This is a genomic window from Vibrio hepatarius (assembly GCF_043642085.1).
Lineage (GTDB): Bacteria > Pseudomonadota > Gammaproteobacteria > Enterobacterales > Vibrionaceae > Vibrio > Vibrio hepatarius_C.
In genome coordinates this window covers 114,100-130,738 of the sequence record NZ_JBHZSA010000003.1, presented here as the reverse complement: position 1 = coordinate 130,738, position 16,639 = coordinate 114,100, and the positions used below count along the sequence as shown (strand labels likewise).

Here is a 16,639-nt window from a genome sequence, read left to right as displayed (position 1 = left end):
GGTACATCGGTTAGAAATAAGATTTGTGTGCCTTAACTTACACGACTCTAAGGGCGAGACAAGTTAATTTTTTAGCAAATAGATAAAATCCTCCAAACTGGAGGGTTTATGTAATCAATGCGTGCAAGAAAGGGTTATTCCCAGAAGTTCCACCATTTTTTGCTGTTCTCTTCGCGCTTTTCCTGACCTTGCTCAGAGCCTTTATCTAGCTCTTTGCGCTCCTTGTCAGACTTTTTACCTTCGTGTTTGTCTTTCCCTTTAGACTTATCTTTTTTCTTATCTTTGTCTTTCTTGTCATCATCTTCGTCCTCGTCGTCTTCATCACGATCTTTGGACTTGTCCTTCTTGAGCTTTTCTTTCTTATCTTTCAGCTTATCTTTCGCTTCTTCTAGCTCGTCCGCTTCATCTTCAAGTTCTTCGAGCTCTTTTTTTAACTTGTCTTTGTTCTTGCCTTTGGCTTTTTTAGCTTCGTCACGTTTCTCTTTAATGAGCTTGTCGAGGTTTTCTTCATGCTCTTCGAGTTCAGCGTCGAGCTTTTTCGCGTCGGCAAAAGTTTTTACTTCGTCAAGATCCGGTTTGCCTTTACCAGCCCATTCAGGTTTTTCGGCCAGCGCTGCGCCTGACGCAATAGCAAGAGATACAAAAATGGCTAATGATGAACGTTGCATTTTATCTTCCTTAATTTATGCGGGATATCATTCGATAATAGGTGTTTTGATTTAATTATCAACCGTAATAGTCTGATTAACAGAAAGTTTACATTCCTAGGACTTGGTATGGACTTAACTCAATCATTTGTTTGATGAAACCTCTTAAGGTGTGAGCGAATTAGAACGCCGAAAGTGAGAAACGAAAAAGCCTGGCATAAAGCTAGGCTTTTAGAGTTGAGCATCAAAATCTATGACGCTTTATTGAGCTTTGGGCTATCAGCAGGCTCTTCATCAGATGGTTCTGAGAAAATTTCAGCGACTGCGCTGCGCTCCAATTCGCCTTGCAGATTGCCATCTTCATCAACCACAGGTAAAGAGTAATCGCACGACATGGTATCGACTAAGACTTCTTCTATGGCGGCGTCTGGTGACACTGAAGGGACTTCTTCGTAGATTTCTTCACTAATCGCTTGTTGGTTTGTTGCCTTAGCTGCGTCATTCAAACCTTCTTTGGTCAATACCCCTTGGTAACCTTCGTCTGTCACATGGTAGGCATAGTCTTGCTTGATGCCTTTCATCTGAGAGATGGCTTCTTGAATAGTATTGGCACTGATTCGGTAAGCTTGTGGGTTCATCACGGTTTCAACCGTCAGTGCACGTGCTCGGTTGACATCTTTGACGAAGGCTTCCACGTAATCGTCAGCAGGGTGAAGTAAGATTTCATCTGGAGTGCCTTGCTGAACGAGTTCTCCATCTTTGAGGATCGCTATTCGGTCACCTAAGCGCAGAGCTTCGTCTAGATCGTGAGTGATGAATACGATGGTTTTGTGGAGCTTTTCTTGAAGTTCAATCAGTTGATCTTGCATCTCACTGCGGATCAAAGGATCCAGTGCAGAGAAAGCTTCATCCATCAGCAAGATTTCTGCGTCAGTACAGAGCGCTCGTGCAAGGCCGACACGTTGCTGCTGACCGCCTGATAGCTGGGAAGGGTATTGGTTTTCATAACCTTTTAGGCCAACCGTTTCTAACCACTCATAGGCTTTAGCTAGGCGCTGAGTTTTTTCGATCCCTTGAACCTCTAAGCCGTAAGCAACATTGTCGACCACGGTGCGGTGCGGTAGTAGCCCAAAACGCTGAAATACCATCGACATTTTGTGACGGCGGAACTCTTCCAGCTCTTTCTGGTCGAGCTTCATTATGTCTGTCCCTTCAACCAGAATCTGTCCTTCGGTTGGGTCGATCAGTCGATTGAAGTGACGAATTAAGGTCGACTTACCTGAGCCAGATAGCCCCATAATAACGAAGATTTCACCTTGCTTGATGCTGAGGTTAATCTCTTTCAATCCGACGGTGTGACCTGTTTCCGCTAGAACTTTATCTTTGCTTTCACCTTGTTTAACACGCGGCATTACCTTGTGAGGTCTTTCGCCAAAGACCTTGTACAGTCCACTGATCTCGATAAGTGGTTTAGTCATGCTTTAGATCTCCAAGGTGGGCTTGCGTTCTTTTCGCATAAGCTTGTGAAGCACGATCGAACAAGATCGCAAGGACAACAATTGCAAAACCGTTAAGTAGCCCAAGAGTGAAATATTGGTTTGTGATTGCCTTGAGTACAGGCTGTCCCAGTCCTTTAACACCGATCATTGAGGCGATAACCACCATCGATAGCGACATCATAATTGTTTGGTTGATGCCTGCCATGATGGTTGGCATCGCAAGGGGTAACTGTACACCGAATAGACGTTGCTTAGCGCTGGCACCAAAGGCCGTTGATGCTTCTAACACTTCTTTGTCGACCAAGCGAATCCCAAGGTTAGTCAAACGGATTACTGGTGGAATAGCGTAAATGACCACGGCAATGAGGCCCGGAATCTTACCGATGCCAAGCAGCATTACCACAGGAATTAGATAGACGAAAGCTGGCATGGTTTGCATGATATCGAGCATTGGAGTGACAATGGATTGCACTCGATTCGAGCGGGCCATCGCGATGCCGATCGGAATGCCGAGCACAATGGAAAGTAAGGTACAGACAGTAATGATACTTAACGTGCGCATCGTATCTTCCCACATCCCAAAATAACCAATCAGAATAAGGGAAACAAAGCAGCCAAGAGAAAGTTTCCACGAACGGCTGGCGGCATAGACAAGACCAGTACAAATCGCTAAGACGAGCATCCAAGGCGTTGAGAGAAGAAGCTTTTCAAACCAGATAAGAAAAGAGAGAAGAGGGTCGAAGAATGATTCAATCATATCCCCGTATTCACGAGAAAAGTCTCGGTATGCGCCATCAAGCGTCTTACGAATCGCTCTAAGATCAGAACGCTCCATTTCAGGAAAGCTGTTGAACCAGCTATCATTTGACATCAATAAGTTCCTTTTATTCTCATTCACCGCGTGTTGCTATGCGGTGAATGAGTACATCTATAGGATAGCGCCGCAGCGCTAAGAGAGTTCTAGAGTTGTTTCTATAGAGCTTGTTTTACTTTATCAGCCACATCTTGTGGTACCCATGCAGTCCAGATTTGTGGGTACTCCTCTAGGAAGTGGAACATTGCTTCTTCACCGTCAGCTTGGTTGTCTTCCATCCAAGCTAGAAGTTGGTTCATATCAGCATTGGTGAAGCCACGCTTTGCAAAGTACTCGTAAGCTTGTGGTGCACGAGAAGCAAATTCTTCTGTAGTAATAGTATGTACTGGTGAAGGTGGGTACATAGTTGGTTTAGGTTCTGCACACTCAGCTTGTGTTGTACAGCCAACGAACTCGGCTTCATCTACGCCACTACCAAAGTCAACTTTGACCATTTCGTATTTACCAAGCACGGCAGTTGGTGCCCAGTAGTAACCGAACCATGCTTCTTCACGTTCGTAAGCTTTTGCAATTGCGCCAGAAAGACCTGCACTTGAACCTGGGTCAACAATGGTAAAGCCTGATTCACCCAGTGCTAGTGCATTGAATAGGTGACCAGCACTGATTTGACAGTTCCAGCCAGCTGGGCAACTGTAGAAAGCTGATTGTTCAGGATCTTCAGGGTGTTCGAATAGTTTCGCGTGTTTCTTAACACCTTCGATAGTTGCCAGTTCAGGGTACTGGTTTACTAAGTATTTAGGTACCCAGAAGCCTTCTTCACCGCCATCAACCAAAGATTTGCCTGCGTAACGTAAGCGTTTTTCCGCCACACCTTTGTCTAGCGCATCTTTAAGGCTGTTACTCCAAAGCTCTGGAGCGACATCAGGTTGACCTTTTTCGATCATCGACGTGCCGGTTGGCATGGTATCGCCCGGAATTAATTCGGCTTCACAGCCATATCCGTGCTCAAGGATGAAGCGGTCAACGTTGGCCATCACAGTGGCAGAGTTCCAGTTCATATCTGCGATGGTGACTTTGCCACATTCATCAGCTTGGGCTTGAAAAGCGGTCGCGGAGAGCGTGAGTAATGCAGCTATTTTTAGTTTCATTCTAATTTCCTTTTTAATGAATACGTTATAAAAATAGCGAATTGATATTTAGAGTTCAAATTATTATGAAAGAGTTATGAGCTAGATTTGGTATGATTTGTCTTAATATTGGGCACAAGTTGCACCAAAAATAGACATTTTTTGCGTTGATATCTAAGGTTTTACACCGAAAATGTAACGATTTGTTTTGAGTTCAAATTAGTTTTTAGTGTTGGAATTGCTGGTTAGTCTGTTGACCAGACGTTTTTAATATCTGGCCATCCCCAGTTGGTTAGTGCCACATCATTAAGAACCCCTTGAAAACGCAGAGTTTGCCTGTGGTGAAAAAGTGGCGAAAGCCAGAACTGGTTAATCAGTGCTGAGGCGATAGGTTCTAACGCATCCAAATAGCCATTTAATGGCGTTTGCGAACGAAGTTCATCTAAACGTTGCACGAGCCACTGCTTAGATTCTTCGCCGATACAACCCTGAATAATCGGGTTGTGATAGAGACTGTTAAAAGCGGATGCATGGCGATTATCATCTAGGTTGATATTGGTGATAATTAGTGACTCGGTCAGCTCTCCCTGACTAGAGCGAGTGGTTAATTCGCGGTAGGAGTACGTATTGATAGTAACGTCGACGCTTTGTTGTTCAAGCAAGTGCTTCAATGCCAACGCGCAGTTCCACAAAGAGCTATAGTCGTAGACAGCAATACTGAGTTGTTTAGGCAGTGTCACCGACGGCATTTCTGGGCGAGTGATTTTATGCCACATAGGTAGAAGGTTTTCGGCGATTTCACAGCCAAATAGACGATTGGTTTCATCAAGGTAGCGATAGACTTTATCTGTGGTTAGGTAAGTTGAGAGAAATCGTCTCTGAGCATCATCAAGGGCTTGGGCGGCGCTTTGATTAAATAGGATGAACATGCAGCCATCTTCAATTCGGCTTTTTTGGACATCCTTTTCTTTGTGCTGGCTCACCGCATGAGATACATAGTAATTACACTGCTTGTCTGATTGTGCACCAGGTTGATTAGTGTGAATCTGCTGTTTTTCCAGTCCCAGTTCGTCGAGGTGCCAAATGGTCACTTGATCGGTGAGTGCTCGGCAGGCGTAGTAGCGTTCAAATGCCTGTAAACAGAGTTTTGTTTGCGTATGTTCTGTCACCTCAAATGGCCCAGAACCGACCACTTGGCGAGCGGTTGATTGGCTGATCTGGCTTGGTGGCTGGATAGAGTACTTAACCCCCGAAATAAGTCCGCCGAACCCTTGGTCAGGCTTCGACAGTTTAAAGACCACCTTGTTACGTGTTGGCGAATGAACTGCTGTTAAGTGGTGGAGTTCACTTTGGTAATCTTCGAGTTGCATCAGTTTATTGAAAAGTTCGCTAATGCAAGTTCCATCTATGGCAGCACCATTATGAAAATTCAAACTCGGACGTAGATAGAAAGTCCACTCTAACTTCTCTTCATCATAGTGCCAGTGGTGGGCGAGTTGTGGCTGCAATTCGCCGTTATGAGAGCTACCGACTAAGCAGCAATATACCTGGCGAAGCAAATAACGCTCACTTGATCTTTGTAGCTGGTGGGGGACGAGACGTTCAAAGGGGCGTTTGTAGGTCAGCTGAATATGCAGCATACCCTCTCGGAGGGAAGCGCCTGAAGTACTTTGTAGCAGCCTGCCAAAAGCAATTTCGTCATCATCGAGTATAGATAGCGCCTTTTCGTACTTACCTTGCAAAATTCGTTTGGCGGCCAGCCTATTTTTAAGCTCATCCAACTCTAGGTTCAGTACCAAGCTGGAACGTTGGTTACGTCCCGGTTTTGGTGCCCAAGTTAACCATTCAAGCTTCTGCATTTGGCTTAGTAAGTTGCGAGCGTGTCGTGGACTGGTAAACAGCAGCTCGGCCACCATAGGCAATGCAGTTTTGATCTCAACGCCGACTCCCATAGGAACGAGTCGGGTGTAATAGCGGATAAGATTTAAGTCAGACACGGAAACTCTTAACAAACCAAGCAAAATTGACACTTAGTTTGTTCCGATTTTGGCTGAGTTTCTACACCGGCATGTCTAAATTCGCTAACAATTGACAATAAGGGGAATGGAATTAATTTATTTGGCCAGTTTTTCTGTTCCGTATTAAGCGGGACAATAACGGCAACTAAGGAGGCGAAGATGCAAAAAGAAGTAATGATATGTTACTACCAAGCGCGACTCGCTAACTCTTCAAATAAGTTGGAGAAATTGGCGCTGTTGAGCCTGTTAGAACTACTGACTTAACCGTCACTGGTAGTGAATCAAGCCAAGCGGCATCAAACAAAACTTGCTCCTGACCCCCACGAAACAGTTTATTGATGCCGCTTTTTTTGATTAAAGAGGTTTGTATAACGTTATCCACGTCCCTCTATCTAGACCACTGATATTTACTCCGGTCACGCTACTGGCTTGAGTTACACCCGTTGGCAACCAATTGACGTTGATGGAATCAAACTTATTGGCAACGGATGCTTCAATACCGGTTTCTTCAAGTAAAAAGCCCATATTAGTTGCTTTCCAATGTGCGGAAGGCGTTGCTGCCCATTTGTCTTTAATACGGTTGGTAATGAGCTGCGCGGCGACTTTCAGCTTAGGACCAGCAATTTTAGCAAACTGGAAATATTCGATTGAATTACCCACAACGGCCACCGCTTTGTCATTGAGTACTCTAAGGTCTTTTACCGCACTGCCTTGAATAGGGAACTGCTCGATGACTTGGTATTTGCTGTTATCAAACAAGTAGAGAGAGCTATCGGTTACCACTGCTGATTGTTTGCCATTAGGGGATGACTTTACAAAATGGATAGCAGCATCCAATTCAAACTTATTTAACTCTGTTGCGAATTGACTCTTCTCTACCCAAGTAACGTTGTTATCTTTAAGGCCAAAAATCAGTTTATCGTTAATCGTGAATGCCGCTGCTTTCGCATTGTTGATACCGATGGTTGATTTCGCTGCTAATGTTGTCGAGTCAATCAATACCGTATCATCGCTGCCGCCAGCACCACTATCGACAATCAAGAGCTCAGACTCATCAAGTGAAGCTACAACAAAATCTTGTGTCGCTGATAGAGTGTAACTTTCAGAGCCCATCACCAGTTTGTCAGCGCTTAACCGGCGCAATTTATCTTTTGCGTAAATGCCATCGTCTAGTTCTGCAATGATCGATTTCTTCTTGTAGAGCGGCATCATCCAGTTGAAATTATCATTGAAGCAGCGCTGTGCAGATAGATCTGCATCAGGGTTTACTGGAGTTGGTTTGGGGATTGGAATAGGTACGCTACCGGAAGCACCACCGTATGCATCAATGGTGACTTTTGATTGTTTGGCAATTTGAGTGGATTTATCGTGCAAGCTGGTCAGGAAAATACCACTGGTTCCTGCTGAGCCACACTGTTCACTGGCTTGAGCGACTAGTTTAGGCTGATAAAGCTTGTAAGACTGAATACTATTTAGTGCAGGCACAATTTGAACAAGCTTATGTTCGCCCTGCTGCCATCCAAGTAAATCGTCGATGCTGCCTCCGTGATGGTGATCATCGTCGTCGTCATCGTCATCGTCATAGCGATTGATTGTCTTAAGTTGAGCCATTTGTTGTACAGAAGCACTGACCGCATTATTTCTGTTGCCAATATCAATTTGCTTCACATTGTCCGATGAATCTAAGAAGACAATCTTTTGATTGGCAGGATTATACGTAATCGATTTCGCCCCTACGAGCGATGAGTCGACTTGCGAGCCCTGCACGGTAAGTAGACCATCAAAAGAAACATGTCTACTTGGTTGTGACTTTATATTAATACCCGATAAATCAAGAGTTTGGTTAGCAATCATAAGATCGAGAGCATGGGCAATATTAAGCATGGGATCGAACTGACCTTGGCTCTGAGCTTGGCGTAAAGTTTTTAGTAAAACTTCGGTCTGTTGCTTGGGGCCATGCGTGGTATCGACGTGTGAGAAATCAACACCCACTTTATCGCCGAGTGCTGTTTGCAGGTAGGCGATGGCGCTCTCTTCATCACCTTTTAATGCTGGGTTAAACAGCATCTCACTATGCACTAAAGTGGTGAATGGTGACACCATCTGCGAGCCTGCATGAGCCGTCAGAATCGCCCCGTTATCATTGATCATTTTTGAATAGGTGCTGGTGTCAGAAATCTCTCGTTCGTAGGTACTACATACGCCGTCCAGATCTGTATCCGCACACTCTTTAAGAGAAGAGTATGAGTATGCATCAACACCACTTGTCGATGAGGTCGAGTCATCCGAGCCTCCTCCACAAGCACTGAGAAGTAGTACACCTGAAATAGAAAGTGCCAGTTTGCACATTGGATAATTTTTAAGCATAGTCAACCGATAATTTTATTGAATTCCATGTTGTACAGTATTAATCGCTGCTATTTAATCATCTTATAAAATAAAAGATCAAATGATATTGATAATAAATATCATTTAAATTAATATCGCCGCTCAATTTTGTTGTTGGTTTTATAAATCATGGAGTCTGGACGGTGGGATTACTGGTCAAAAAACTTGGGGCTGGAGCGATAACAATTGCGCTTGTGGGCTGTGGCGGAGGAAACGAATCTGATGCGAAAATTTCCTCGCCAGAAAGTAAGGTATCTGCCAAGAATTTGTCTGGTGTCGTGATGGATGGCTACTTAAAAAACGCCAATGTCTGCTTAGACAAAAACAACAATACTGTTTGTGATAGCGCTGATGGTGCGATTGTTCTGACTGATGAAAATGGTCACTATGAGCTGCCAGTTGAGGGCGATGTTTCTAGTTACAATCTGCTTGTAGAAGCGCTTTCTGGCGTTACTGAAGATATGGATAATCCAGGTCAAGTTTTACTTAGTGGTTTTACTCTAGAGGCGCCAGCGACTCACCCTGAAATCGTTAGTCCTTTGACCTCTATGGTATCGAGCATAGCCCAAACGACGGGTGTCAGTTTTGATGAAGCGGCTAAGAGTTTGGCTAGCGATCTGAATGTTTCAGAACAGACGATTACTTCTGACTATGTCGGCAGTTCGAACAGTGAAAGTCAGCAGATTCATATGCTGGCACGTGGGATCACCAAAGTACTCCAGTCAGCTCAAGAAAGCTCAGTTAGCGGCGGTGTCACTGAAGAACACGCGAGAAAAGGCTCAATGCAACGACTGGCGAATCTTGATGTCGCCGCGCTAAAGCAGCGTACAGACAATCTCTCTCACGGAGCGAAAAATACCGATCAAGCGCTAGCTCAAATTGCGGGTGACTATAAAAACGATTTAAAGATTACTCCTGATGATATCAAGGGAGGTAAGGTTTTATCTCGACCAAACGCACCAAAAAATCCAGCAGTTAACGATGCTGCCGATACTTTTGACTGGACCTGGGTTAAACCCTTCAACGCTATCTCAGATTACCAATTCTCATTGGACGGCGGCGTGAGTTGGCAAAGTGTTACTCAAAAGCCGATCAATGTAGGCTCTGGAGCAATTCCTCAAGGAAACGTTCAAGTCCGTGTTGCTGCGAAGCCTGCAAGGTCGATCGCTACTGGTTCAGTTTTGGTCTCTGATAAAGCCTACACAGAGACGCTTGTTGCTCCAGCGCCAACGGCACTAAACCTCAATGATGTGAACAATGAGTTAGATTGGACATGGGCCGCGGGGTTTTCATCGTTTCAAGACTACGAATACTCGGTAGATAGTGGCAACAACTGGAAACCAGTAACAGCAAAGCCACAGTACGTAGGTGATATCGCAGTCGCTACTGGTGAGTTTAAGCTAAGAGTCAAAGCGGATGATGTCCAAGGACGTCCTGCAGGTTTAATGGCAAAATCGACTCAACCTTTAACCGTGACGCCACCTAAACCAACCGCTCCGGTGATTCTTCGCGCTGATGATGCCACCGATATATTGGAAATCACTCTAGTTCAAGGATTCCCTAACCTTAGCGATTATGAAATTAATCTGGGCTCAGGTTGGAACGAGTTGACCTCAAACCCGGTACAGATCGGCAACGTGGATATTGCTTCTAACACGATACAAGTGCGTGTGAAAGCGAATGCGACTAATGGTCGCCCTGCGGGTAGTTCGCTTGTGGTTACACAGCCATTTACTAGAGCTACCAATAAGCCTTCTAGCCCGACACTTCCGGTCGTCGATAATGCGAATAACCAGTTTGGCTGGACCAATGTAGATGGGTATACAGGCGTATCTGACTATGAGTTTTCAACCGATGGCGGTAAGTCGTTTAGCGATGTAAGCAATAACCCTCAAGATTTATCCGATAGTAACTTTTCTATTGGCGATGTTTGTGTGCGAGTAAAACAGACGGCCAGCAATGCTGCCGGCAGCTTACTGTGTAATGACAAACCTTATTCTGTGACGCCTGCAAAACCGGTAGCACCGACTCATGGTGTGGTTGATGATGCGCAAAACACTTTCGATTGGACTTGGGTTTCTGGTTTCGAAACGATTCAAGATTATGAAGTGAGAATTGAGGCTGGTGAGTGGCAACCGGTTCAAGCCAAACCTGTGCAACTTGAAGATCGTGCCTATGCCATTGGTACGATTGAAGTTCGAGTAAAGAATAATCCAGTTGATGGACGTGACGTGGGTGAGATTCTTTCGAACACTGACGAGCTTACCAAGCAACCTGACGCGCCAGTTGCGCCAACATCTTTAGTCGTTGATGACACCTCAAATACCTTAGATTGGGTGAATGTCGTAGGTTTTACCGCTGTTGCCGATTACGAGTGGTCAGCCAATAGTGGTTCAACATGGACACAAGCCGTGGCGAAGCCAATCGTGGTTGGCGATATTGCAAAACTGGCAGGTGAAGTACAAATTCGCGTCCGTGCCAATGGGCGAAATGGTCGCCCTGCAGGTGCTGCAGCGTTAACGGCACAAGCGTATAGCCAAACGCCGACACTGCCTGCGCCAAGCAATGGTGCAATCAAGGTAGCAAATAACGGCGCAGTGCCAAATATGATCAGTTGGGATTACGTCAATAGTGGCGAGCATTATGACCGAGCTGAATACTACGAGTTTACCGTAGATAAAGGCGCTACTTGGCACGCTGTTACAAACAATCCTCAGTTTGTTGGCCCTAAAGCCTATGACAAGAGTGATGTAGGCGTTCGAGTTAAACATAATGCGATTGCGGGCAAAGAGAATAGTGCAGGTTCGATCCTGTGGGCTACGGCTTTGACTGGGCAATTTGGAGCGTTTGAGTATGTTCCAATGGAAACATGGAATCAGTCATCAGGGTTCAGTTTATACCATGGCTGGAATAGCAACGATACAAAGTGTATTGCCCAATACGATAGTAATGGAGAAGGCGAACCAACATTCTGGGCAGTGACTTCAGTGTCAAGGTCTGAGAACGTATTTACTAGAGTCTCTGAGCTAACGATTTGTGGCATTAATCATTGGCAATTACCTAAAGCAGCAGAAGCGCTCACACTAACGACCCGTAGTAGAGATACACTGCCGAGTTACGCGAGATCTTACCTAATTTCAGATTACTCAATTGCTTGGTTAGATGAAGCAGGGACAGCGGTAGCTTACAAAAATGGAGTGAAGGACGCATCTCCCTACTCAAGCAAATATGCTTTCGCGAAATGGCAGCTTGCGAGTGGTGCGGAGCTTGTTGCGGACGTTAATAGCAAACTATCGACGCTAGATGGCTTCTTATCTCAGCAGTCTACAGAGCTGACTCAAGCAACGTCGTTTTTAACGACTTGGTTAGCAACAAATCAAGCTAAGCAAAAGAGCTACACGACGCTAAGTAGCGAAGCTAACGTGAAACTGAACGCTCTTAATGGGTTAACGGCGAGTTGGGAAGCGCAAAAAGCTCAGCAGCAAGCGCTCGTGAGCAAATTAACGTTTGAAGCGAAAATGGCTCAATCTCGTAAGGACAGTGAGAGCGTTGCTTTCATTGTTAAAGTGGCAGAGTTCGAGAGCAAGCTTGAACAGTTAAGCAAAAACAATGTCGCGCTTGCTGGTGTGATTGAAGCCACCGGATTTGCCGAGAAGCTTGCCAATATTCAATCACATTCTGACTCAATGACCTCTGCGCAAGCGACGTTGCTAACAGCAAGTTCAGGCAGCGCAACTCACCAGGCGACCTTGGCGTTTTACGCGGCATTGTTTGATATTGAGAATGACTATGGCACCACAGACGAGTTAAAAGTGGCGCTAAACAATGTATTGAATGGTATCGATAGCCAATTCGTGGCGCTGATTTCTGCAATGACAAATTTGGTGACTGAGTTAGATTCAACGATTGCCGTCCATAATATCGATACATTACATACCACAGCAGAAGATGGACTAAACCGTGCTCACTTTGCCGGGTTTGTAGTGGCGCAAGCTGATGCTCTGATTGATGGGCAATTTGCAAAGTTAGATTCATTAGGTCGTTACTTGCCTAAAGCAACATCCTATCAGCAGGGTTGGCGTTGTGTGCTTGATACCAATGTCTCCGGGGCGAAACGCGTTTGGAGCCTATTGAGAAGTGGTCTGCCGGGAAGTAAAGACGAAGTCGTTTATGATGCAGCGGGGGCTGATTTACCAAGTGTTGTCGGGGCTGGAGGCGTCATCGAGACAGCGAACAATGAGAATCTTTGTGGCTTCAATGACTGGAAGGTGCCTCATCCAAAGCAAATCGAGTCATTGGAAACAGCAACGGTTGCAGGACTGAATGGCGCGAGCAAGACGATTGATGTCAATGTATTCCCGAATCACAAAGGCCTTGTTCCAGAATACGATAAGTCTTACTACAGCGGGGGAACACGTTTCTTCTATTGGACGAGCGCCGCTTCGAGTTCTTCAAAGCAATACGCTTATGTGTTTGCCAATACCAGTGAGAGACCTGGCCTACGCGAGTTTGACCTAGATGGCGATAGTTATGACCAGTACGTGACTATGGCGCGACTAATGCGCGAAGACTCTGTTGCTTGGGACTATATCGCGAGTGACGGCTCAATCGTCGCGGATCGTGCTTCTGCACAGTGTGCTAAGCATCCAGAGACAGGGGAGATTTGGCAGCTCTTCCAGAACGCAACACCGAGTGAACGTTATAAGACGTTTAACAACATCCAAGCGGAGCTCGCCAACTATCAAGGCGGTGTGTGTGGCAAGTCAAACTGGGGCTTACCGTCTGTGGATGATATGCGCAATTTGATCCCAACAGATGTTGTTGTATTCCCATACGCAGCGCCAACAAGTAGCGATTATTACGAGCATGACTACTACGTTACGAATGGTACGACAGCGTCAAGTCTCGAATACGTTGAAATACAGCTTGGTGAGTCAAGCACTCGTTATCACAGCAGCACAAGCCCAAATAAGTACTTATTCCGCTTCGTCGCTAAATAACCCAAATCTTTAAAAATAATAATTAATCCAGCCTCCGTTGGAGGCTGACTCTCACTTTTTAGGAGTCTATTCATGCTGAATAAGAAAAAACAACGCGGAGCTGCCGCAATTGAATACGCAATTTTGGCTGCAGCGATGTCGGTCGTATTGCTCACCTTAGTTGGGGGCAGTGACGGGCGATTAACGCAAGCGATCACTCAGGCTTATGACACCGTTATCACCTCATTAGAACAGTCTGCAGACTCAGGCGAATAGTTTCGTTTAGTTAAGGAAAAATCATGACAGCGAAACGACTAATGTTGCTTTCTTTGATTTTGTCAGCGGTGGGGATCGCCATCCTATTGCTCAATCCAAGTAAGCCTCAATCCGATCAACCACAAGCGGCTGCAGAAGTCTTCAAGCGCGTCCTTGTCGCTAAGCAGGGAGTAGTGGTGGGTCAGCCGTATACACTCAACATGTTCCAATGGAAAAGTGTATCGGAGCAAGAACTTAATAACTACCTCGACTTTATTTCGGAAGAAGAGTTTTCTCGTTTAGACCTAAAATCAGGTATCGCGCATACGGCGATTCAGTCTGGCCAAGTCATGTCTGAAGATGACTTTGCAGCGCCGACGGGTGGCATCTCGATGGCATTCAAAGTGCAAAGTGGCCATCGTGCAATATCAGTTCCGGTTGATGCGGTAACCGCTAATTCTGGGTTTGTTCAGCCCGGCGACAAGGTCGATATATTGCTACTAGGCTCTCAAGTCGAAGAACTCAAGAAGTATGACAATCAAGTAGCCGGTCTTTACGTAACGACCATTGCTATTGACGTGAGAGTGTTGGCATTTAATCAGTATGCTGACCCACAAGATTTTCAGAAGAATCGCACTGCTTACGGCGCAGATATTCCTGATAACAGCTCGGTCTCTTTGGAAGTTACACCTGAACAAGCGACCCAAATCGTGCTGGCGAATCAAATCGGTAAGCTGACATTGTCACTGCGCGGAGCAGGTGAAAGGGTTTCTAATGTCGGTGAAAAATACACCGTCACCTCATCACTGATCAATCCTGATAGTAAGCAGGTCGCGCCAGACTTAGGTTTGATTCAGCTTCGACCAACGAAAGATAAAAACTAGTCGTGATAGGAAAGGACACTATGAATAAAGCATTCCGCTGGTGGAGCTGGTTATTGCTTCCTGGTCTGTTTTTCTCATTTGCTTCATGGGCAACCCCACTAGAAGTAAATATTAATGAAGCGAAGATGATCAACTTGCCGCAAGATGCGAAATCGATCTTCATCTCTAACACACATATTGCGGACTACCAGCCGATGACCAACACCAAGATTATGGTGTTTGGTATGCAGGCAGGCACCGCAACCATTACCATCTTAAATGCCCAAGAGCGAGTTATTTACAACAACAAGATTCGAGTTGTTCATGATACTAAGGAGTTGGATTCGTTGATCGCAGCGCAGTTTCCAGAAGCATCGGTGCACTCTGAATCGTTGGGCGGAAAATTGTGGTTAAAAGGTAATGTACCAACACCCGTTATGGCGCATAGCATTGTCAGCGTAGCAAAAGGGTATTTGTCGCCAGTGATTGCTCCTAAGCAATCAGAAAACGGTTCGACTTCATCTGACAGTTCAACTCAGAATACTGGCAGTGAAAACGGTGATGAACTCGTCAACCAACTGGTGGTAACCATGCCAACCCAAGTGAACATTCGCGTTCGCATTGCGGAAGTGTCGCGTAGCGTATCCAACAAATTGGGTATTAAGTGGGGCTCGCTTCAAGAGGGTGTGGGGAGCTTTTTGTATACCAAAGCTTGGGATGTAAGCAGCTGGGGTAAACCAACATTAAGTGCTTTGGTTGATGCGCTTGCGTCTGACGGCACGATGTCGATTCTAGCTGAGCCCAACTTAACCGCCATGTCAGGAGAAGAAGCAAATTTCTTAGTTGGTGGGGAGGTAGCCTTGCCACTCATTATCGGAGATACAGCAACCGTCGAGTACAAATCGTTTGGCGTTAACTTGAACTTTACACCTGTTGTACTTGGCCCTGATCGTATTAGCCTGCGTGTTTCTCCTAAAGTGAGTAGCGTGTCAGTCGACAACCAGACGAGCTTGAATGGTAATACTTATCCGTCATTCACCTCGCGTGCAGCTACTACCACAATTGAGTTGGCAAGTGGGCAAAGCTTTGCACTTGGCGGGCTGCTGCAAAGCAGTGAAATTGATCAACTGCAGAAGCTACCAGGCGCTGGTGATATTCCAATCTTAGGTGGTCTATTCCGTTCAAGTGAGTACCAACGTAAAGAAACCGAACTGATCATTATTGCCACGGCCTATCTTGTTGAGCCAGTGCGTAATGACGCGTTACCTCTTCCTACCGATAACTTACTGCCACTTAGCGATCTGGAGCGCTTGCTCGCGATCCCTCGTTCGCGTGGTCAGCAGGTGAAAGGCAAAGACATTTATACGGATAATCGTGCGCCACGTTTGCTCGGTGATAACGGTTTCTACTACTAAGGTAATTACTTCATGATCAAATACATTTTACCTGCCTTGGTATTACTTGGTGGGTGCAGTTCATCTCCGATAGAGCGAGCGCCAGCTCTGGATGTGGTTTCGGTGACCAATAAGCTGACATTGGCTATGCAAAGTCCGTCTTTAACCGCAAAGCAACGTAAAGCTGTTGAGCAGTTTGTGCAACGTAAAGGCTCCCCATATGGTTTGAACGTCAAGCTAGTGAGTTTAAGCGAAAGCGGTCAACGTGGCTTAGATCAAATTGAAGCGTTACTTATTGAGCAAGGCATTGTTGCTAAAAATATTTATCGTGAACACCTGGCGGAGAATGGCAAGGGTGACGTTCAGATCCTGATTGAGTCATTTAAAGCCAAAGTGCCAAAGTGCCAAGCACAGAAATACGGTAACAACTTCATCAACCGTTACAAAGAGCATCCATCGTTTGGCTGCGCTACATCCGTTGCACTGGCTCAAATGGTCGCAAACCCGAAAGACTTAGTTGTTGGCGAGCAGTTAGGCGCAACCAATGGGGCTAAAGCGGTTGCTATGATAGACAGTTACATCGCACCTGCCACGGACTCCGGCAGCCAAACCAGTAGCGAAGGAAACACATCGACAGAGTTTGGGGGTAATTGAT

The 16,639-nt window shown here is 45.6% G+C and carries 11 protein-coding genes; 5 read left to right on the top strand and 6 right to left on the bottom strand.

Annotation, left to right across the window (positions count from 1 at the left end):
• Positions 1–134: 134 nt before the first annotated feature.
• The 6 genes from ACHUFZ_RS06750 to ACHUFZ_RS06725 all read right to left on the bottom strand — a co-directional run bounded on the left by ACHUFZ_RS06750 (position 135) and on the right by ACHUFZ_RS06725 (position 8,472).
• Positions 135–668, bottom strand: coding sequence for a hypothetical protein (locus ACHUFZ_RS06750; protein ID WP_394126473.1), 534 nt, complete (start codon positions 666–668; stop codon positions 135–137).
• A gap of 230 nt (positions 669–898) precedes the next feature.
• A complete protein-coding gene (locus ACHUFZ_RS06745; RefSeq protein WP_394126472.1) occupies positions 899–2,125 on the bottom strand; it encodes a quaternary amine ABC transporter ATP-binding protein in 1,227 nt (408 codons plus the stop codon).
• Positions 2,118–3,017 (bottom strand): ABC transporter permease, encoded by a 900-nt coding sequence (locus tag ACHUFZ_RS06740; RefSeq protein ID WP_134834018.1) that lies wholly within the window; start codon positions 3,015–3,017, stop codon positions 2,118–2,120. The genes ACHUFZ_RS06745 and ACHUFZ_RS06740 overlap by 8 nt, the downstream gene beginning before the upstream one ends.
• 101 nt (positions 3,018–3,118) lie before the next feature.
• Positions 3,119–4,108 carry an ABC transporter substrate-binding protein gene (locus ACHUFZ_RS06735; protein ID WP_394126471.1) on the bottom strand — a complete coding sequence of 330 codons (990 nt, stop codon included), beginning with the start codon at positions 4,106–4,108 and terminating at the stop codon, positions 3,119–3,121.
• A 224-nt stretch (positions 4,109–4,332) separates the two neighbouring features.
• A complete protein-coding gene (locus ACHUFZ_RS06730; protein ID WP_394126470.1) occupies positions 4,333–6,084 on the bottom strand; it encodes an SgrR family transcriptional regulator in 1,752 nt (583 codons plus the stop codon).
• 375 nt (positions 6,085–6,459) lie between these two features.
• Positions 6,460–8,472, bottom strand: coding sequence for a hypothetical protein (locus ACHUFZ_RS06725; RefSeq protein WP_394126469.1), 2,013 nt, complete (start codon positions 8,470–8,472; stop codon positions 6,460–6,462).
• Between the two features lie 164 nt (positions 8,473–8,636).
• Here ACHUFZ_RS06725 and ACHUFZ_RS06720 point away from each other — a divergent pair, with 164 nt between their 5' ends.
• The 5 genes from ACHUFZ_RS06720 (at position 8,637) to ACHUFZ_RS06700 (ending at position 16,638) form a co-directional block, all read left to right on the top strand.
• Complete coding sequence (locus tag ACHUFZ_RS06720; RefSeq protein WP_394126468.1) at positions 8,637–13,493, top strand: Lcl C-terminal domain-containing protein; 4,857 nt, start codon at positions 8,637–8,639, stop codon at positions 13,491–13,493.
• A 72-nt stretch (positions 13,494–13,565) separates the two neighbouring features.
• The gene (locus ACHUFZ_RS06715; RefSeq protein WP_004412378.1) at positions 13,566–13,748 is read left to right on the top strand and encodes a Flp family type IVb pilin; all 183 of its coding nucleotides are present in this window, start codon (positions 13,566–13,568) and stop codon (positions 13,746–13,748) included.
• A gap of 23 nt (positions 13,749–13,771) precedes the next feature.
• On the top strand, positions 13,772–14,611 hold the full coding sequence (gene cpaB / locus ACHUFZ_RS06710) for a Flp pilus assembly protein CpaB (protein ID WP_394126467.1): 840 nt from the start codon (positions 13,772–13,774) through the stop codon (positions 14,609–14,611).
• A 20-nt stretch (positions 14,612–14,631) separates the two neighbouring features.
• Positions 14,632–16,005: a type II and III secretion system protein family protein gene (locus ACHUFZ_RS06705; protein WP_394126466.1), complete on the top strand. Its 1,374-nt coding sequence runs from the start codon at positions 14,632–14,634 to the stop codon at positions 16,003–16,005.
• A 12-nt stretch (positions 16,006–16,017) separates the two neighbouring features.
• Positions 16,018–16,638, top strand: coding sequence for a CpaD family pilus assembly lipoprotein (locus tag ACHUFZ_RS06700; RefSeq protein WP_394126465.1), 621 nt, complete (start codon positions 16,018–16,020; stop codon positions 16,636–16,638).
• Position 16,639: the final 1 nt, after the last annotated feature.